A 19321-nucleotide genomic window follows, 5' to 3' on the forward strand; every position below is an offset into this window, starting at 1 on the left:
CCGGCATCTTCGAAAGGCCAAGCCCATGTTCGTGGAAAAAGCGATCCGAAACGACAGCAAGCCCGAATTCTATCGCGAGCTTGCCGATCAGCTGAGGGGCTTGCTTGATGGCGAGCAGGATTCGATCGCCAATGCCGCGAACACCTCCGCGCTGATCTTCCAGATGCTGCCTGACCTCAACTGGGCGGGATTTTATTTCCTGCGGCAGCCAAACGAACTTGTGCTCGGGCCATTCCAGGGCAAGCCGGCTTGCGTGCGCATCGCCGTCGGCCGCGGCGTCTGCGGGACGGCGGTCGAGAAGGCCCAGTCGGTTCTCGTCGAGGATGTACACGCCTTTCCCGGACACATCGCCTGCGATGCGGCTTCGCGATCGGAGCTGGTCGTGCCGCTCTTCCGCGATGGAAAGGTTTTCGGCGTCATCGATCTCGACAGCCCGCTTCCAAGCCGTTTCGACGGCGATGACCAGGCCGGCATCGAGGCGCTTGCCGCGATTTATGCCGCCTCATGCAAGGCGGATGGTTGAAGAGGAAGGGGCGGGGCGTCACGCAGTCGTGATCGATATGGCAAACCGGTCTCGTGATGCCTATATTGGCCCTGCAAACACTCCCTTAGCGCTGATCGAGCTTCATTCGGCCCTCTCGCGTCCTCACAAGGACCCGGCCCAGCTCGGAATGCGTGCCGAGGGGCATGGAGAACAACAATGGGCAAATACAGCAAGACGGCAGAGGCCATAGCCAAGCTTACCCCCGAACAATATCGCGTGACGCAGCAAAGCGGCACGGAACGTCCCGGCTCCGGCGAACATCTCTACAACAAGCAGTCGGGCATCTATGTCGATATCGTTTCCGGCGAGCCGCTTTTTGCCTCTGCGGATAAGTTCGATTCCGGCTGCGGCTGGCCGAGCTTCACCAAGCCGATCGAACCCGCCAATGTCAGCGAACTCACAGACATGTCGCATGGCATGATCCGCGTCGAAGTGCGCTCGGCAAACGGCGACAGCCATCTGGGCCATGTTTTCCCGGACGGGCCGATTGATCGTGGCGGCCTGCGCTACTGCATCAATTCGGCTTCCCTCCGCTTCGTTCCGCGTGACCGGATGGAAGCCGAGGGCTATGGTGCCTATATCGATCAAGTGGAGGATGTAAGATGACAACGGAACGTGCAGTTCTCGCCGGCGGTTGCTTCTGGGGCATGCAGGATCTCATCCGCCGCTATGACGGCGTCATCTCGACGCGTGTCGGCTATAGCGGCGGCGATGTCAGCAACGCCACCTATCGCAACCACGGCACCCATGCCGAGGCGATCGAGATCATTTTCGATCCGCGGAAGATCAGCTATCGCGATCTGCTGGAATTCTTCTTCCAGATCCACGATCCGAGCACACGCAACCGCCAGGGCAACGATGTCGGCCTGAGCTACCGCTCGGCGATCTTCTACACCAGCGAAGAGCAGAAGCAGGTCGCGCTCGATACGATCGCCGATGTCGACGCTTCCGGCCTGTGGCCTGGCAAGGTCGTCACCGAAGTCGCACCGGTCGGCGATTTCTGGGAAGCCGAGCCGGAGCATCAGGATTATCTGGAGCGCTATCCGAACGGCTATACGTGCCACTTCGTCCGGCCTGGCTGGAAGCTGCCGCGCCGGCAAGCCGACGCGGCGCAGCGCGCGGCTTCCTGATGGAAGGATCGGCTGGCATTAGCCGGCTGAGCCCCTTCCTCGGCACATGGGAGGTGAAGCGGCGGATCATCGATCGCTTCAACCGCTCCCTGATAACCTTCGAGGGACAGGCGTTCGTCACGCCTGTCCAGTTCGAGGAGCATGGCGATATGCGAAGCGAGCAAGCGACGCTGAGAAGCAGCCGAACCTATCGGCTCGATGACGTGGATGACGATCTCGTCGTGCGTTTTCCCAATCTGTCGGAATTCATCCGCATCGGTGAGGGCGCGTCGCAACGCGTCACCCACCATTGCGGCCCCGATCTTTATCGAGGCCGTCTCTTCTTTCGGACATCCGATGCCTGGGCAGAAATGTGGCATGTGCACGGACCCAGAAAAAGCTATCTGAGCCTCGCGCACTACCGACGTATTTGACCCGAAGCGGTCTCCCGAATGGGAGGCAGCGTTAACGCGCCCGGCGCCGTGCCTGAACGGACTTTGCCAGATCCTCCAGCGTGCGGACCGAGGTCGGCCAGTCGATGCAGCCGTCGGTGATGCTCTGGCCATAGACCAGCGGCTTGCCCGGCACGAGGTCCTGGCGGCCGGCGACGAGATTGCTCTCCATCATCATGCCTTTGATCCGCCGGTCGCCCGCCGCGACCTGTTCCGCGACGGAAGTCACGACGAGCGGCTGGTTTTCCGGATTCTTGCTGCTGTTGGCGTGGCTTGCGTCGATGATGATCCGTGGATCGAGCCCGGCCTTGAGGGACTGTTCCGCAGTCGACTGGACGCTAGCGGCATCGTAGTTGGGCTCTCTGCCGCCGCGCAGGATGATGTGGCAATCCTCGTTGCCGCGCGTCGAAGCGATCGCTGCGAGACCTTCCTTGGTCACGGCCGGGAAGTGATGCGGCTGCGACGCCGCGACGATCGCGTCGAGCGCGATGCGCACGTCGCCATTCGTGCCGTTCTTGAAGCCGACGGGGCAGGAGAGGCCAGACGCCAGCTGCCGGTGCACCTGGCTTTCGGTCGTCCTTGCACCGATCGCACCCCAGCTCACCAGGTCCGAAATATATTGCGGCGTGATGGTATCGAGATATTCGCAGCCTGCCGGCAGGCCGATCTCGTTGACGTCGAACAGCAATTTGCGCGCGATACGCAGGCCTTCCTCGATGCGGTAACTGCCGTCGAGTTGCGGATCGTTGATCAGGCCCTTCCATCCCACGGTGGTGCGCGGCTTTTCGAAATAGACCCGCATGATGATTTCGAGATCGTCGGCGAAGCGGTCCCGCTGTTCCTTGAGCAGTGCCGCATATTCGTGAGCTGCTGCCGGATCGTGGATGGAGCAGGGGCCGATGACGACGATCAATCGGTCGTCCTCGTCGCGAAGGATATTGTGGACGGCATTGCGCGCCTGCGTGACGGTGGCCGTCGCTGCCTCGTCGCGGGGGATCTCGTCTATGATCCGAGACGGCGGCGTCAGCGCCGTGATCTCGACAATGCGCAAGTCATCAGTGGAATTCAACACGGTATCGGTTCCTTTAAGGGTCATACCGTGGCGACAAAAAAAGCCGCCAGGTAGACTAGCGGCTGTTCGGGTCTTTGCTGTCGTGTCTTTTCTAACTACGCACAGGCCCGCCTCCGCTGAGAGCAGCGGTACGAATAAAATCGCGAGGCATATGCGTGAGCGAACGACATGCGTTGTCTCTACGACAAAAAATACCGGATGTCGATGCGTTGATGACAAGGAAATTCAGGCAATTGGCGGCAGCGCGGTTACTCGCTCGACAATCGATGCGCCTGCGCGCCGGCTGACTTTGCGGCCAGCATAACCGCGCAATTTCGGCGGCCGAAGTACGCCATGGCACCCGCAAAATGATTCGACCCCTTCTCGGGAAGACCGGCCCGACTTCGCTGGAAGTCGGGCCGGTCCCCATCCGATCAGGGGTCAAGTCAGATCAGATCTCAGTAAAGAGGTCTTAGAAGCTACGCTGGAAGCGGAGGATACCGGCCCACTGGTCCTGATTGATGGAGTCCCAGTTGGTGTAGGATACTTCCGGCTGAACCAGGAGGTTCTTGACCGGGTTCCAGCGGACGTTTGCAGTCGCTGCGAAGATCTTGGAGTCGGTGTAGGCAACCTGAGCGTTAGCCTGCAGCTTCTCGTTGATCGGAACGGTGAAGCCGCCCCAGACAGCCCAGTCGCCCCAGCCGATACCCTTGGCAGCGCCGGCGCCGTTGGCGTTCGCATACTTGTTCAGCTTGTCGCCATCGGTGTTCCAGCCACCCATCAAGAAGGCCTTGAAGACGCCGAAGTCGGCATCGACGCGAGCCTTGACAGCGCCTTCTTCGACGATGGAGTCATAACCGCCGACGATCTTGAAGCCGAAGTTGCCAGCCTTGTAGCCAACACCTGCGACAGCGTCCGGAGCATAGTGGTTGGAGCTGTCTTCGCCGTTGACGCCCGTAGCGCCCGAACCGGAGTTGCTGTCTTCAACCGAGACCACAGCCGTGAAGCCGTTGCCGGCATCATAGTTGTAGGTCAACTGGTTGAGTTCGTACGGACCGTCATTGACCACGTCGTCGTTGATGACGTTGCCGGCGTAACCGATGTACGAGTTGTACTGCGAGTCAGCCTTACCGACGAGGAAGCCACCGAGGCTGATGTTGGCGAACAGCAGCTTCGTGGTGGTCGAGCCGCCATCCTGCCAGTCGAAGCGGTAGACCGTGTTGGTCTTCAGCGGGCCGTATTCGGTGTCGGTCGCGGTGTCGACGCTCAGCTGAGCGCGTGTGTGCCAAACCGTGCCATTCTTGCTGGTCGGGTTGTAGGCATCGTACCACTTACCTTCGGTACGGACCATGCCGCCGATCTTGAGGCAGGTTTCCGTGCCCGGGATGAAGAAGTAGCCAGCGCCATATGCGTCGCAGATGCGGACGTATTCCAGCGGTTCCGGCTCGGCAGCAACGATAGCGTCGGCTGCATGAGCGCCGGAAACTACTGCCAGGGCAGCAGCGGAGCCGAGAAGAAGGCTCTTGATGTTCATAAAAACTCCAATCCAATATAGATTGGGCATAGGCTATCGCGCCGAAAAATCGACGTGCCTTACCCTATCCCTGTTTAAAAACCCCGACTCGGGAGAAACGGGCCCCACCCGCTTCTGCTCCCTATTAGAGACGAACACCGAGAAAGTTATGTGATATATTTTTTTCAGAACGTCTTTTCCGTGATTTAAAAATTTCAGTTGCAGGAAAGTCACATTTGCAAATACAGATAGTAAGTCACGCATAATATTGGCTGCATAATAGTCATTCAGAGGTAGGAAATAACCGTCATCTCGATTTCAATCTTCTTGCAGATACTGTGAGATGAGGTCAGGCGGCCGCGGCTGGCGGCCATTTTGCGTTTCGGCCGCAACGGTCATACTCGACCGGCGGCAGAAAGCGCTCCGTCAAAAGAACTGCTGGTTGTTTCAGTAGGATGCAGGCCGCTTCGAGGCGGAAGCGATCAGCTTGCTGAGGGCGGAGCCGATCATGATGCCCCAGAGCCCGCTGGTCATCCCGATGATGATATCGAACGTCGAGCCATAGTTGCCGTTCGCCACGAAATGCGACACGGAAAGCGCAAGCACGCTGCCGATCATCAGAAGGCAGGTGAAGGAGGGGGATTGCGGGTAGGCGAGGCGGGCAAGCATGCCCGCTATGCAGAGAGCGCCGGCACGAAAGATATCGAACGGATTGCCTAATGTGGCTTGCCAATTGAAATGCGCAAGCGTTACGCCGATGAGCGCCGCTAGGTAGGTCCAGGCAATAGTTTTCAAAAACCGGTCTGATATCATGGGGATATCATATAGCAGCAGCGCATATGAACGCCAGTCTCGCACCGTTCCGTGGATTGTCCAAGCGCCGATTCGCCGCGCACGTTTTATGTGGCGGCGAAACATTCTGTTGCGCCGCGCCAAGGTTTTTGGCCCTTATCGGCCTTTGATTTGCCGTCTTGCTATGCCGCGATCGCTGGCAGGACCGCCGGGATCGAGGCCCTGGCCGGCCGCTGACGTTGCCTAAGCTTTCGATGTGCGAAGCGTCTCTTCGTCCTCCTGCAATTGATCCGCGTCTTCAACGGTGACGGTCGATGGCGCCCGGCCGAGGAAGGAAAAGACGACGATTGCGGTGACGACGGTGATGGCCGTCAGGAACCACAGCAGCGTGTTGAAGGCATGGCCATAGTCCTGAATGAGGGCTTCATACCCGATCGCCGGCACATTCGAGGCCGCCGCGGCCAGATTGCCGGTGACGAGCTGTTGCGCCGTGGTCGAAGCACGCTCTGCCGCCGATATCCCGAGCTTCGACTGGATAAGGGCGGAGAGAACGGCACTGACGACCGCAAGCGCAACGCCTTCGCCGGCGACGCGGGTGGTGCTGAAGATGCCGGTCGCCATGCCGGCGCGCTCCTTGGGAACGACGCTGACGGCAAGCCCATCCATAAGGCCCCAGGGCAGGCTGATGCCGACGCCGATCGTCAGCAGTGGACCGATGAGCGCGGAAGGAGCCGAACCCGCCGTGACATGGCTGAGCCAGAACAGGCCCGCAGCGGAGATGACAAGGCCGGCGCCGCAGATCGTTGCGGGACTGAACCAGCGGGTCAGTAGGCCGGCGACGATCGGCAGGATGAGCAGCGGGGCCGACAGCGCAATCATCATCCGCCCGGCGGCGATCTCGCTCATGCCCTCGATACCGACGAAGCGAATCGGCAAAAGGATCAGCAGCACGACGAAGGCATAAGCGGGTGCCGCCGCCAGCAGTTGTACGCCGACGAAGCGCGGATAGCGAAACAGGCTGAGATCCAGCATGGGCCGCTTCACGATGCGCTCGATGATGCCGAAGGCAAGGAAGAACGATGCGGCGCCGACCAGCAAGGCGACGACGAGCGGATCGCTCCAGCCGGTTTCCGGCGCGCGCAAGACGCCGTAGGTGAACAGCGTCAGGGCAAGGGTGAAGCTCAATGCACCGGGCCAATCCAGCCCCGCCGCATCTGGATCTTTTGACTCGCGCAGGAAATAGGCGCCGAGGCCGAGGGCGAGCAGCGCCAATGCAACCACAAGAACGAAGATCGACGGCCAGCCGAAGGCATCGATCATCAGGCCGGAGGCGATCGGCCCGAAGGCGAGCCCGACGCCGAAGCTGGAGCCGACGATGCTGAAGGCTCGCATGCGCGCTGCGCCGTCGAATTCCTGCGCGAGCGAGGCCATGCCGCCGGAAAAGGCGGCGGCCGCCCCAAGGCCCTGCAACGCCCGCAATATATCGAACCAGACGATATCGCCGGCCAATGCCAGTCCGGCCGAGAACAGTGCGAAGCATCCGACGCCGGAAAGAAAGATGAGGCGTCGCCCGAAGCTGTCCGCCAGCGCGCCTGATGCCATCAGGCAGCTGCCGAAGGTCAGCATGAAGGCGTTGGTGACCCAGTTGAGGGCGAGCGGGCTGCCGCCGAGTGTCCGGCTGATGGCCGGCAAGGCCACCGCCGGGCCGGTGAATGTGAGCGGCATTGCCGCCGCGGCGCAGCAGACGGCGACGAGAACGAAGAATTTCTCGGTCGCGCTTGCGGCCTTTGTCTGAGGTGAGGTCATCGGATTACCGTTGGGTTTGAGCAAGGAAAGACCGCGGGCAATGCTGGGAGATGCTGCCGAAAAGGCGGCGGCCCACGGGCTTGAAATGACCTGGACAGGATAGTTTTGCTGCAATTGGATGATAATGGCGCTAGCGCTCCATATATACCGGAATAAAACTCTCGAATGGAGATCGCCTATGGATCGCTTGAGTGGATTGACGGCTTTCGTTCGCACGGCGGATCTCGGCAGCTTCGCGGCGGCCGCGCGTGTCCTCGGCCTTTCCGCGTCGGCTGTCGGCAAGGCGGTGAGCAATCTGGAACGCCAGCTTGGCGTTCGCCTGCTGCAGCGCTCCACGCGCAGCATCCGGCTGACCGAAGAGGGGCGTCTTTTCCATGAGCGTTGCCGGCGCGTGCTCGATGATCTCGACGACGCGCAGGCCTCGCTCGCCCAAGCGGTAGCCGTGCCGCGCGGACGGCTGCGCGTCAGCGTGCCGATCGTCAGCTATCATTTCCTGCTGCCTGTCGTGCCGGAATTCGTCTCCCGCTACCCCGACGTCGAACTCGACATCGATTTCAACGACCGCATCGTCGACATGATCGAAGAGGGGGTCGATGTCGCGATCCGCAGCGGCGACCTGCCGGATTCGCGCTTGATATCACGTACGTTACGGCCATTTCAGATGCTGCTCTGCGCCGCGCCCGCCTATCTCGAACGCTTCGGCATTCCCGATTGCCCGCGCGCGCTCAACGAGCATCTGGCTGTCAGGTTTCGCTTTCCCAACAGCGGCAAGCTGCAGGATTGGCCGCTGACCATGCCGGAAGGCGAACCGGAACTGCGGATGCGAACGGCTTTTGCCTGCAACAATATGGAGGCGGTGCGCGGCGCGACGGTCGCCGGCCTCGGCATCGGCTGCATGCCCGATTTCCTTGTGCGCAGCATGCTCGCGGAAGGAAAGCTCAGAACCGTACTCGACGATTTCATCGACGAGCCCGGCCATTTCCATCTCCTCTGGCCGTCGAGCCGTCATTTGTCGCCCAAGGTCCGGGTACTGGTCGATTTTCTGAGCGAAAGGCTTTTCGCAAAAAGCTGTGAGGCTTTACCGGTGACGGCTGCTGTTTGAGAAAGAGGTTTGACGGCCGGTTCGTAACCTCCATGCCGGGGCCACGAGGATATTTTCCCGAATCGTCTCCGAAACGGTTGTCGCGCGAATTCGATTTTGCGACGGTGGAAACTTCATATTTAACTTGCCGCGCCGATCGGGGATCGGCGGCAGCCAAGATTTGGAAATCACGATGAGCCGTTTCTGGAGTCCCATTGTTCATTCCTTGACCCCCTATGTCGCCGGCGAGCAGCCGACGACAGGCGGCATGATCAAGCTGAACACCAATGAAAGCCCCTACGGCCCTTCGCCGCTCGCTCTGGAGGCGATTTCGAAGGCGGCGTCCGACACGCTTCGGCTCTATCCGGATTCGACGGCGCGGGAGTTGCGCACCGTGATCGCCGAGAGCTTCGGAATCGACAAGGACGAGGTCTTCGTCGGCAACGGATCGGACGAGGTTCTGGCTCACACATTCCAGGCGCTCCTCAACCATGAAGAGCCCCTGCTTTTCCCTGATATCAGCTACAGCTTCTATCCGACCTATTGCCGGCTCTATGGGATTGCGTTCCAGCAGGTTCCGGTCGATGCGGAGATGCGGATACGCCTTGACGATTATCGCCAGCCTTGCGGCGCGATCATCCTGCCCAATCCCAATGCTCCCACAGGGATCGGCCTGCCTTTGTCTGGTATCGAAGCCCTTCTCCGGGAGCATCCCGATCAGGTTGTGGTCATCGATGAAGCCTATGTCGATTTCGGTGGCGAGAGCGCCGTTCCGCTTGTCCGGACCTATCCGAACCTGCTGGTAGTCCAGACGTTGTCGAAGTCCCGTGGGCTGGCTGGCTTGCGCGTCGGCTTTGCTGTCGGGCAGAGACCGCTGATCGAGGCCTTGGAAAGGGTGAAGGACAGCTTCAATTCCTATCCTCTCGACCGCCTTGCCTTGGTGGGCGCCGTCGCGGCCTGGAAAGATCGGGACTGGTTCGAGCATCATCGCGCCTTGATCATTGCCACCCGCGAGCGTCTTTCCCTGGCGCTCAAGGAACTCGGCTTCTATGTCCTTCCGTCATCCAGCAATTTTCTGTTCGCCCGGCATCCAAGCCGGCCGGGCGCTGATCTGGCGGCTGAGCTGCGGAGCAGGGGGATTTTGATCAGGCGGTTTTCCGCGGAGCGCATCAGCGACTTCCTGCGCATCAGCATCGGCACGGATGAGGAGTGCGACCGCCTGCTGGCAGCGCTCGCCGAGATATTGCGGTGACCTTACGCCTCGGCGTGGACCCTCCGAGGCAAGCCGTCAACGGATAGGACGGCTTCAGTCGAACCGAACAGCCGTCGTGTTGGCGCCGCAGAGCAGCACGGCCACACGCTCGTCCGGCGCCGGGACATATTTGCGCGCGAGCAACGCAGCAAAGGCCGTCGCTCCGCCTGGTTCGGCGACGATCCGCAGTCGGTCCCACAAAGTCTGCTGCGCCTGACGGATTTCGTCGTCGGACACCAGCACGGGGCGCTGCGCATAGGCGCGGGCGATGGGGAACATCAGCTCGCCGACGCGCTTCGGCGCCAGGGAATCAGCGGCAATGCCGCCTGCGGGAGCGTCGACCGGGTACCCCGCCTCGAAGGCCTGCCAGAGTGTCGGTGCGCCTTCCGGCTCGACGGCGACGACGCGCACACGCCCCTGGAACCAGGCGGCGATCCCGCCGATCAATCCACCGCCGCCGACGGCGACAAGCAGCGTATCGGTATTAGGAATATCCGCCTCGATCTCGACCCCGATCGTCCCTTGCCCAAGCAAGGTCTCAGGCTGGTCGTAGGCATGGATCGCCATGGCGCCGCTCTCCCCCACCCATTGCTCGCTGGCGGCAAGGGCGTCGGCATAACGTTCCCCACCGATGACGAGGTTCGCGCCATAGCCGCGGATGCGCTCGGCCTTGGCGGGCGAGGTCACGCTCGGCACGAAGATCGTCGCGGGGATGCCAAGCCGCATCGCGGCATAGGCGACTGCCGCGCCATGATTGCCGCCGGATGCCGCGACGACCCCCGCCGCCGGCACCTTCCTGCCGAGCAGACTGGAAAAGGCGCCACGCGCCTTGAACGAGCCGGAATGCTGCAAAAACTCGAGCTTGAAATCCAGCGGCCCCGCAGCAAGGCCGAAATCCGCGAGGTCCGCATGCAGAACCGGCGTGTGGCGGATATGCGGGCGGATCCGCTTTTCGGTTTCTGCGATGCGCTCGGGGGTGATCCTGTCGGAAAGCATGGGGTATCTCGCGGCCAAAGTTGACAATGACTTTGTTACTTAGCAAAATGACGAAATGCAAGAGCTCGATCTCATCAAGGCCTTGGCCAACGAACGCCGCATCAGCATTCTCAAATGGCTGAAGGATCCGCGTGCCCATTTTGCGCCGCAGGTCGACGGCGATCTGGTGGAGGACGGCGTGTGCGCGCTTCTGATTGCCGAAAAGCTTGAGATTTCGCAGGCGACCTTGAGCGAGCACATGCGCATTCTGGTGCAAGCCGGTTTCGTGCGGCCGAAGCGCATCAAGCAGTGGATCTTCTACAAGCGTGACGAAGCTCGCATGGCAACTCTGGCAGCCGTCGTCGCAAGCCTCTGAGCAATTCCAGGAAAAGTGCGCAGCGGTTTTCCGTTCGGAATTGCAATGAAATAAAGAGTGAGCGCGGTTCAGAGTTTCCATGAAAAGCTGAACCGCTCCAGCTCCAAATTAAACACCTCCAAATAAAAAAGGCGGCCGGGCCGAGCCCGCCGCCTTCCTTTTCAGATGCGATAGCGATCAGATGTCGCTGGCGGCGTTCGTCCAGATTTCCGCGGCCTGTGCTGCGGTCACGCGACGCACATCCGTTTCATCACGGCGGCTGGCGAAGAGTTCGCTTGCCATGATCTGCTCGGCGAGATCGGCGGGCAGGGACAGGAGAACGCGCTGGCCTTCCTTGTGGATGCCGCCAACGTCGGAACGCCTGCCGGTGATCATGCCGCCGGCAACAGTGTTGTTGCTTTCGGGATCGATCAGGATGAAGGAACCGGTCGAACGGTTCTGCTCATAGGGGTCGAAGATGGCGTTCTCGTCGAAGGTCAAGCGAACCTTGCCGATCGCGTTCATCCAGAGCGCCTGCGCCGGCGCCCATGCGCCCGTCTTGAGTTCGAGCTGGGCGATCGGCTGTACCTGCACGCGCTGGCGGCGGCTGCCGCTCTTCAACCAGTAGCGCTTGCCAGGCTCGATGCCCTCAGGCTGCAGTGCGACGATCTGCGCATCGAAAGAGAGGCCGGTCTGCGGCTGACTGTCGATGGCGACGATCATATCGCCGCGCGACACGTCCACCTGGCGATCGAGAACGAGGGTGATGGCATCGCCGGCCACCGCCGCGTTGCGCACCAGATCGAACGTCACGATCCTCGAGACATTGGCGACCATGCCCGACGGCAGGATCATCACGCTGTCTCCCGGCTTCACCGAACCGCCGGCAACCGTCCCCTGATAACCGCGGAAGCTTTCGCCGGGGCGGGAGACGCGCTGCACCGAAAGACGAAAACCGACCGTCTGCGCCGAGCGGACGGTCGCCAGTTCCAGCGTCTCGACCAGCGTCGGGCCGCTGTACCAAGGCATGGCCGCCTGGCCGGAATAGACGACGTTTTCGCCCTTCAGCGCCGACATCGGGATGGCCGTGATCTGCTTGACGCCGAGCGAAAGGGCGAATTCGCGGAATTCGTTGGAAATCTTTTCAAAGCCGGCGCGGTCGTAATTCGTCAGGTCGATCTTGTTGATGGCGAGCACGAACTGCTTGATACCGAGCAGCGAGGCGATTGTCGCGTGCCGGCGGGTCTGTTCAAGGATGCCGAAGCGCGCATCGACCAGCAGCACGGCAAGATCGGCGGTCGAAGCGCCGGTTGCCATATTGCGGGTATATTGCTCGTGGCCGGGCGTGTCGGCGACGATGAAGGAGCGCTTGTCGGTCGAGAAATAGCGGTAGGCGACATCGATGGTGATGCCCTGTTCGCGCTCGGCCTGTAGGCCGTCGAGCAGCAGCGCGAAGTCAGGCAGGCCGAGATCGTTCTGCTTGCCGGTGGAATCGCGCTGGAGCGTGGCGGCCTGGTCTTCCTTGACCGCCTTGGTATCCCAGAGCAGGCGGCCGATCAGCGTCGACTTACCGTCGTCGACACTGCCGCAGGTGATCAGGCGAAGCGGGCGCGAGTCGCGAAGGGCCTTGGCCGGTTCGGCAGCAGGCCCAACAGCGGGAATTGTGACGACGTTGGCGTTTACGGTCATCTCAAAAATATCCTTCGCGCTTCTTCTTTTCCATGGAGCCGGACTGGTCACGGTCGATGGCGCGTCCCTGCCGTTCGGAAACCGTGGCGATTTCCAGCTCTGCAATAATGTCTTCCAGCGTTGTTGCCGTCGAGCGTATGGCGCCCGTCAGCGGGAAGCAGCCGAGCGTGCGGAAGCGGATGAGCTCCTCGCGTTTGGCTTCCCCCGGCAGCAGCTCCAGCCGCGGATCGTCCGCCATGATCATCATGCCTTCGCGCTCGACAATCGGGCGCTTCGCGGCGAAATAGAGCGGCACGATCGGAATATCCTCGGCCTGGATGTAGCGCCAGATATCGACTTCGGTCCAGTTGGAGAGAGGAAAGACGCGAACGCTTTCGCCCTTGCGGATCTGGCCGTTATAGATGTTCCAGAGTTCCGGGCGCTGGTTGCGCGGATCCCAGCGATGGTCCGGTGTGCGGAAGGAATAGATGCGCTCCTTGGCACGCGAGGCTTCCTCGTCGCGGCGGGCACCGCCGAAAGCGGCGTCATACCGGCCGGCATCGAGTGCCTGGCGCAGCGCTTCCGTCTTCATGATATCGGTATAGCGCGCCGAGCCATGGGTGAAGGGCGTAACATTCTCCGCCTTGCCGCGCGGATTGATGTGCTCGATCAGATCGAGATCGTACTTCTTAACGATCTCGTCGCGGAAGGTGATCATTTCGGCGAATTTCCAGCCGGTGTTCACATGCAACAGCGGGAAGGGGACGCGGCCGGGATAGAAGGCCTTGCGCGCCAGATGCAAAAGCACCGACGAATCCTTGCCGATCGAATAGAGCATCACCGGACGCTCGAATTCGGCAGCAACCTCGCGGAAGATATGGATGGACTCGTTTTCCAGCGCCTTGAGATGCGGATCGAGCGGTGGCTTGACGCTTTGCGGATTGGAAATTTCCGTATCCGGACGGCTATCGGGCATTGATGACTCCAGAACTTTCAAGTGTGCCGGCCGGAACATGGGCCGGAAAGAATGGATGCCTTGGCTCCCGGTGGATCGGCGGCGTAGGAAACGCGCCCTGGATCGAAAGCCGAGAGCCGGCGGGTATTTTACTGGGCAGTGGCCGCGGCCTCTTCATGAACGTGAAGACCGCATTCGCGCTTTTCGTCGTTTTCCCACCACCAGCGGCCGGCCCGTTCGGGCTCGCCCGGCTTGATCGCCCGCGTGCAGGGCTCGCAGCCGATCGAGGGATAGCCGCGCGCATGCAGCGGGTTTACCGGAACGCTGTTGTCGGCGACATAAGCGCGGATGACATCGATGTCCCAATCGGCCAGCGGGTTGATCTTGATCAGATTACGCTCCGGATCGAATTCGGCAAAGGGCGTGTCGGCACGGTTGGCGGACTGGCCACGGCGCAGACCGGTGATCCAGATGGTGGCGCCCGAGAGTGCGCGCGCAAGCGGCTTGAGCTTGCGCACGCCACAACAGGCATGCCTGGCTTCGACGCTCTCGTAGAAACCGTTCAGACCGTATTTTTCAGCATAGGCATCGATATCGGCCTGTTCCGGCTCGTAGCGGATGATGCGGATATCGTATTGGCTTTCCGTCTCGTCGATCAGGGCGAGCGTTTCCGGAAAGAGACGGCCGGTCTGTAGGGTCGCCACTTCGATCGGCAGACGATGATTGCCGATCTCCGCCGTGATCACCTGATCTTCTATCCCGAGCGACGTCGTGAACACGGCGCGGCCACCGAGGCCGGCAACAAGGGACAGACGGCCAGCAAGATCGAGCGATGCGAGCTGGCCGTTGAGCGTCGCGGCGTCTTCAATGGATGTAATGGCAGTCATGGGGATCCTGTCCTGATGTTGCCAGGAGTATCGCAGCTCACAAGGATGGCGGACAGAAAAATAGATTTCGAAACGAAGCGGATGGAGAGTAAATATCTCCATGAAGCAGCACCGATAAGGAAAAGCGACCGCCTCGGCTGTTAACCAAGGTGTTTCGCCGCCAGAAGCGGCCCTTTGGAAGCACTTGATATGGCGGGCCATGTTTAAGTGCTTGCTTTAATGTCTATAGAAATAGTAGAGTTACACATAGCTTGTCAAACGGAAATCGGAAGTGATGCCCAAAATGATGCGCTGCTGCGGATTTTGCGCTAAACTATGGGCATAGCGGCTAAGAATGATAACAAGTTTGGGTTGCTGATCTTTCCTGGCGTTGCGCCATGGGTGTGAGTGCTTCGAAACACCCCGGGGACGAGGGTTGAGGAGTTCTAGCTAGAGCGGACCGGCCGAATCCATCGGCCGAACGTATCGCATGTGTGTGTGAAGCGGTTCGAAATGATTACTCAGAAAGCAAAATATGCGTTGCGCGCGCTTTCGGCTTTGGCCCAATCCGAGGCCGGCGAGCCGATGATGATTTCCGACATCGCGGCCCAGCAGAAGATCCCCAAGAAATTCCTGGAGCAGATCCTTCTCGACCTGAAACATCAGGGCATCGTGATCAGCCGCCGTGGCAAGCAGGGCGGATATCTCCTGCGCAAGCCGGCGGATGAGATCACCTTCGGCGAGATACTGCGGGTCATCGATGGGCCTTTGGCGCCGCTGCCCTGTCTGTCGCTCACCGCCTATCGCCGCTGCGACGATTGCGACGGTGAGCAGACCTGCGAAATCCGGCATGTCTTTGCCCGGGTGGCGGATGCGACGCGCAAGGTCCTGTTCTCGACGACCATTGCCGATGCGATTGCTCAGCCGGATAGGGCCGAGGTCACCAGGCTGATGGCTTAGCGCAATTCGCGGTGCGGAATGGCTGACGCCCGGTCAACCGGCGACGTGTTCTTCGCCGGCTTCCTTCTCCATGGCGCGCCGGGCGCGGATCGCCGCTGCGATGAAGACGCGCGACAGGCCGTGATAGAGCGGCTCGCGCGACAGCAGCCGCGACGTCACATAGCCGATCATCGACACTGCCATGATCGGGATGACGGCCTGATGATCGCCCGTCATTTCCAGGATGATGACGAAGGCGGTCATCGGCGCCTGAACCACGCCGGCGAAATAGCCTGCCATGCCGAGAATTGCTGCAAGCGCCACACCGCCGCCGACCAGCGTGCCGACCGTGCTGCCGAAACCGGCGCCGACGGCAAGCGACGGCGCAAAGATGCCGCCGGGAATGCCCGAGATCATCGACAGGAAGCTCGCCAGCAGTTTTTCGAGGAAGAAGAGTTCGGGTAGGGCATGCCCTTCGACCGCGCCGCGGGCCTGCTCGTAGCCGGTGCCGAAGGTCTGGCCGCCAGAGAGCACGCCGACGGCGGCAACGACAAGGCCGCAGAGGCCGGCAAGGATCAGCATGCGCTTGAGCGGCTGCGGCTGTGCCCAGCGGCGGATGCGGATGCCGGCATAGAGTGCCAGCCCGCTGAAGGTAGCGCCGAGCGCGCCGCCGCCGACACCGCAGATCAGCATGACGATCCAATCCCGAAGCATCGTCGGGGCGGCATCGGCCGTGCCGAAATAGTTGTAGCTGCCGGAAAGGCCGAGTGCGGCAAGGCCGGAAAGAATGACGGCGGTCAGAACGAGGCCATTGGCGCGGGATTCATAGGTGCGGCTCATCTCCTCGATGGCAAAGACAATGCCGGCAAGCGGTGTGTTGAAGGCGGCGGCGATACCGGCGGCGGAACCCGCAAGAATAAGCCCCTTTGCCTGCGCCATGCCACCGAAGCGGGCAACCGCCAGCATGAAGGAGGCACCGACCTGCACCGTCGGCCCCTCGCGGCCGATGGAAGCGCCGCTCAGAAGCCCCAATATGGTCAGCACGATCTTGCCGAAGGCCAGCCGTAGCGAGAGCAGCTTCGTGCGATCCTCGTCATGATGCAGATGCCGCGCAGCGATCGCCTGCGGAATGCCGCTCCCTTGCGAATTGGGAAGCAGGGTCGCGGCGAGATAGGCTGATAGCACGAAGCCGAGCGGCGTCAGCAGCAGCGGCAGCAACCATGTCCATTCGCCCGATTGGGTCACACCGGTAAAGGCGCGCTGCGCCAGATCGGCAAGCTTGGCAAAACCGACGCTGATCACGCCGATCGCCAACGCGCCCGTCCAGAAGACCAAACGCGGCCGCCAGAGATTGAACGAACCCCAGAAAACACGGGAACGGCGGAGCAGCTTGGACTTACGGTAGATAGGGGGCATGGGACGCTCTTCAGGACAATTAGAGTCGGAGGATACTATTCGGTCCTGGCAACTGATCTATGCACCGATTGTCGCGCCAGTGCCACAAAACGATGTTTCACCTCGTTGAAAAGGCTTGGCGGCAATGGTCCGAGATAACCGCTCTCCGTCTCCGCCGGACGAATATCCGGCCCCGGCCAAGCAAAATAGTTGCTTTCCGAAAGTACGATCCACGAAGGGGCATCATCCAGACCGAGCCGGAGTTTGACCGGCGCGGGAAGTTCGATGGCCATGGACGCCGTTTCTGGAGGCGAATGGGTAATGGGGAGGACACGCACCTGCTTGGTTCCGTCTGCATCGCTGACAACAAGGGCCAACACGAGGCAAGGGCGATCTTTCACCCCTTCTTCGCGTCCCTCCAGGCGCTCCCTATGCCAGAGATAAGAATAGCGAAAGACGAAGCCGACTTTGACCTCAGCGGGCAGCATGCGGCTTTAGTTCATCGTTAAGATGCTCATGCCCGGCTTCCATCTCAGATGTTTCGACGGCCGCAATATCGGCATCTGAAAGATTCGATGTCAGCTGAACCTGCCTGTCTCGTCGCAGTAGTCGCTGATAGTCTTCGTAAGCGAGCAAAACCGTTCGCGGCCGGCCGTTCTTGGTAATGACAACCGGATCGCGCATGGCCGCATCCTGAAATGCGCCAAAATTCTTGGAAGCTTCAGCGGCAGTTACCGTTTTCATGGCAAGTCTCCTTACCGCAAATATACGGACTTTCCGTAAATCCCGCAAGTTATGCCGTCAAGTTGGCGTTGTCTGCCCCTCCTACCGATCGCTCGTCTCCCACCGCGGATTGATCCACGGCTCCTGGTTCGAGCGTGCCAGTCTCGGCTTGCCGAGGATGTGGTCGGCCGCCTTTTCGCCGGTCATGATCGAGGGACCGTTCAAATTGCCGTAGGTGACGTGCGGGAAGATCGAGCTGTCGGCAACGCGCAGGCCGTCGATGCCGATGACGCGGGTATCGGGATCGACCACCGCCATCGGATCGTCCTTGGAGCCCATCTTGCAGGTGCCGCAGGGGTGATAGGCGCTTTCCAGATGCTCGCGCAGGAAGGTGTCGATCTCATCGTCGGTCCGGACGTTCGCCCCAGGCTGGATTTCCGCGCCGCGATAGTCGTCGAAAGCCTTCTGCCCAAAGATCTCGCGGGTGAGCCGCACGCAATGGCGGAACTTCTCCCAGTCCTCCGGATGGCTCATATAGTTGAAGCGGATCACCGGATCGGCCTTCGGATCGGAGGAGCGCAGGGTCACGTTGCCGCGCGATTTCGACAGGTTATAGCCGACATGCACCTGGAAGCCGTGGCTCTGGGCCGCCGCCTTGCCGTCGTAGCTGATGGCGACCGGCAGGAAGTGATACTGGATATCCGGCTGCTTGACGCCGGGTGCGGAGCGCAGGAAGGCGCAGGCTTCGAACTGGTTCGACGTGCCGAGACCCGATTTGAAGAACATCCATTGCGCTCCGACGATCCCCTGCATGTACCAGGGCAGCCAGGAATAGAGCGATACCGGCTTGAGGCTGGTCTGCTGGAAATAGAATTCCATATGGTCCTGCAGGTTTGCGCCGACACCCGGCCGGTCGGCCTTCACCTCGATCCCCATATCGCGCAGATGCTGCGCAGGCCCGATGCCGGAGAGCATCAGCAGCTTCGGGGAGTTGAACGAGGAGGCGGAGATGATCACCTCGCGGTTCGCCCTGATGATCTCGGTCTTGCCGTTACGCTCCACTTCGACGCCGGTCGCGCGGCCGTTTTCGATGACGATCTTGCGGGCAAAGCAGCGGATGAGCTTCACGTTCGGCCGCTTCAGCGCGGGCTTGAGGTAGGCCGTCGCCGCAGACCAGCGCCGGCCCATCCAGGTCGTCTGCTCCATGAGGCCGAAGCCTTCCTGCTTGCTGCCGTTATAATCCTCGGTCGCCTCGAAGCCGGCCTGCTTGCCGGCTTCGATGAAGGCGTGGAAAAGGGGATTGCGGGCATCGCCGCGGCGCACATGCAGCGGGCCGTCCGTGCCGCGCCAGCCGTCCTCGCCGCCATGCGAATGTTCCATACGCTTGAAATAGGGCAGCACGTCCGCATAGGCCCAGCCTTGAGCGCCGAGCTTCTCCCAGCGATTGAAATCCTCCGCATGACCACGGACATAGACCATGCCGTTGATCGAGGAGGAGCCGCCGATTACCTTGCCGCGCGGGGCGGTGATGCGGCGGTTGTTGAGCTGCGGTTCGGGTTCGGAGAGATAGCCCCAATTGTAGCGATCCATGCTCATCGGCCAGGCAAGTGCTGCCGGCATCTGGATGAACGGGCCGAAGTCGCTGCCGCCGAACTCCAGAACGATGACCGAATGCTTGCCGTCTTCCGACAGGCGGTAAGCCATGGCGGAGCCGGCCGAGCCCGAGCCGACGATGACGAAATCTGCCTGCTGCATAGTTATCTCCCTGTGGCCGCCCTATCCTTCGAGGGCCGCCTTGGCGAGCACTTCAGGATGAGGCGGATCATCGTCCGCGCTTGCGATTGG

The 19321-nt window shown here is 61.1% G+C and carries 20 protein-coding genes; 8 read left to right on the plus strand and 12 right to left on the minus strand.

From position 1 onward, the window contains the following. Positions 1–25: 25 nt before the first annotated feature. From HGP12_RS21305 to HGP12_RS21320, 4 genes are all read left to right on the plus strand, one after another. Complete coding sequence (locus tag HGP12_RS21305; protein WP_168842558.1) at positions 26–523, plus strand: GAF domain-containing protein; 498 nt, start codon at positions 26–28, stop codon at positions 521–523. Positions 524–700: 177 nt separating this feature from the next. Next, positions 701–1150, plus strand: coding sequence for a peptide-methionine (R)-S-oxide reductase MsrB (msrB, locus tag HGP12_RS21310; RefSeq protein WP_168842559.1), 450 nt, complete (start codon positions 701–703; stop codon positions 1148–1150). Beyond that, positions 1147–1674 carry a peptide-methionine (S)-S-oxide reductase MsrA gene (gene msrA, locus HGP12_RS21315; RefSeq protein WP_168842560.1) on the plus strand — a complete coding sequence of 176 codons (528 nt, stop codon included), beginning with the start codon at positions 1147–1149 and terminating at the stop codon, positions 1672–1674. The genes msrB and msrA overlap by 4 nt, the downstream gene beginning before the upstream one ends. Beyond that, the gene (locus HGP12_RS21320; RefSeq protein WP_168842561.1) at positions 1674–2087 is read left to right on the plus strand and encodes a DUF6314 family protein; all 414 of its coding nucleotides are present in this window, start codon (positions 1674–1676) and stop codon (positions 2085–2087) included. The genes msrA and HGP12_RS21320 overlap by 1 nt, the downstream gene beginning before the upstream one ends. A gap of 31 nt (positions 2088–2118) precedes the next feature. Here the strand turns inward: HGP12_RS21320 and HGP12_RS21325 are convergent, their stop codons facing one another. The 4 genes from HGP12_RS21325 to HGP12_RS21340 form a co-directional block, all read right to left on the minus strand. Further along, positions 2119–3201 carry a 3-deoxy-7-phosphoheptulonate synthase gene (locus HGP12_RS21325; protein ID WP_168842562.1) on the minus strand — a complete coding sequence of 361 codons (1083 nt, stop codon included), beginning with the start codon at positions 3199–3201 and terminating at the stop codon, positions 2119–2121. Positions 3202–3628: 427 nt separating this feature from the next. Continuing rightward, the gene (locus tag HGP12_RS21330) at positions 3629–4690 is read right to left on the minus strand and encodes a porin (protein WP_168842563.1); all 1062 of its coding nucleotides are present in this window, start codon (positions 4688–4690) and stop codon (positions 3629–3631) included. Positions 4691–5116: 426 nt separating this feature from the next. Continuing rightward, positions 5117–5482, minus strand: coding sequence for a hypothetical protein (locus HGP12_RS21335; RefSeq protein ID WP_246703502.1), 366 nt, complete (start codon positions 5480–5482; stop codon positions 5117–5119). Positions 5483–5704: 222 nt separating this feature from the next. After that, positions 5705–7267 (minus strand): MFS transporter, encoded by a 1563-nt coding sequence (locus HGP12_RS21340; RefSeq protein WP_168842564.1) that lies wholly within the window; start codon positions 7265–7267, stop codon positions 5705–5707. A gap of 178 nt (positions 7268–7445) precedes the next feature. Between HGP12_RS21340 and HGP12_RS21345 the strand changes: the two genes are divergently transcribed. After that, positions 7446–8369, plus strand: coding sequence for a LysR family transcriptional regulator (locus HGP12_RS21345; protein ID WP_168842565.1), 924 nt, complete (start codon positions 7446–7448; stop codon positions 8367–8369). Between the two features lie 172 nt (positions 8370–8541). Next, positions 8542–9600 carry a histidinol-phosphate transaminase gene (gene hisC, locus HGP12_RS21350; protein ID WP_168842566.1) on the plus strand — a complete coding sequence of 353 codons (1059 nt, stop codon included), beginning with the start codon at positions 8542–8544 and terminating at the stop codon, positions 9598–9600. Positions 9601–9654: 54 nt separating this feature from the next. Here hisC and HGP12_RS21355 read toward each other — a convergent pair whose 3' ends face one another. Next, a complete protein-coding gene (locus tag HGP12_RS21355) occupies positions 9655–10596 on the minus strand; it encodes a threonine/serine dehydratase (protein WP_168842567.1) in 942 nt (313 codons plus the stop codon). Positions 10597–10651: 55 nt separating this feature from the next. On the opposite strand from HGP12_RS21355, the gene HGP12_RS21360 reads away from it, so the two are divergent. Then, positions 10652–10951, plus strand: coding sequence for an ArsR/SmtB family transcription factor (locus HGP12_RS21360; protein ID WP_168842568.1), 300 nt, complete (start codon positions 10652–10654; stop codon positions 10949–10951). Between the two features lie 177 nt (positions 10952–11128). On the opposite strand, the gene cysN is transcribed toward HGP12_RS21360, so the two are convergent. The 3 genes from cysN to HGP12_RS21375 all read right to left on the minus strand — a co-directional run bounded on the left by cysN (position 11129) and on the right by HGP12_RS21375 (position 14440). Then, positions 11129–12619 carry a sulfate adenylyltransferase subunit CysN gene (gene cysN / locus HGP12_RS21365; RefSeq protein WP_168842569.1) on the minus strand — a complete coding sequence of 497 codons (1491 nt, stop codon included), beginning with the start codon at positions 12617–12619 and terminating at the stop codon, positions 11129–11131. Position 12620: 1 nt separating this feature from the next. Next, on the minus strand, positions 12621–13574 hold the full coding sequence (cysD, locus tag HGP12_RS21370; RefSeq protein WP_168842570.1) for a sulfate adenylyltransferase subunit CysD: 954 nt from the start codon (positions 13572–13574) through the stop codon (positions 12621–12623). Positions 13575–13702: 128 nt separating this feature from the next. Continuing rightward, positions 13703–14440, minus strand: a complete 738-nt coding sequence (locus HGP12_RS21375; protein ID WP_168842571.1) for a phosphoadenylyl-sulfate reductase — start codon at positions 14438–14440, stop codon at positions 13703–13705. 492 nt (positions 14441–14932) lie between these two features. Between HGP12_RS21375 and HGP12_RS21380 the strand changes: the two genes are divergently transcribed. After that, positions 14933–15379, plus strand: coding sequence for an RrF2 family transcriptional regulator (locus tag HGP12_RS21380; RefSeq protein WP_168842572.1), 447 nt, complete (start codon positions 14933–14935; stop codon positions 15377–15379). Positions 15380–15412: 33 nt separating this feature from the next. On the opposite strand, the gene HGP12_RS21385 is transcribed toward HGP12_RS21380, so the two are convergent. The 4 genes from HGP12_RS21385 to betA all read right to left on the minus strand — a co-directional run bounded on the left by HGP12_RS21385 (position 15413) and on the right by betA (position 19231). Further along, entirely contained in the window at positions 15413–16774 is a 1362-nt protein-coding gene (locus HGP12_RS21385; RefSeq protein WP_168842573.1) for a chloride channel protein, read from the minus strand. A 35-nt stretch (positions 16775–16809) separates the two neighbouring features. Further along, positions 16810–17241 (minus strand): plasmid maintenance toxin (PemK-like), encoded by a 432-nt coding sequence (locus HGP12_RS21390; RefSeq protein ID WP_168842574.1) that lies wholly within the window; start codon positions 17239–17241, stop codon positions 16810–16812. Continuing rightward, positions 17228–17497, minus strand: coding sequence for a type II toxin-antitoxin system Phd/YefM family antitoxin (locus HGP12_RS21395; protein ID WP_168842575.1), 270 nt, complete (start codon positions 17495–17497; stop codon positions 17228–17230). The genes HGP12_RS21390 and HGP12_RS21395 overlap by 14 nt, the downstream gene beginning before the upstream one ends. A gap of 81 nt (positions 17498–17578) precedes the next feature. Then, positions 17579–19231: a choline dehydrogenase gene (gene betA / locus HGP12_RS21400; protein WP_168842576.1), complete on the minus strand. Its 1653-nt coding sequence runs from the start codon at positions 19229–19231 to the stop codon at positions 17579–17581. Between the last annotated feature and the right edge of the window lie 90 nt (positions 19232–19321).

The sequence above is a fragment of the Rhizobium sp. P28RR-XV genome (assembly GCF_012641385.1).
In the GTDB taxonomy this organism is placed as follows: domain Bacteria; phylum Pseudomonadota; class Alphaproteobacteria; order Rhizobiales; family Rhizobiaceae; genus Rhizobium.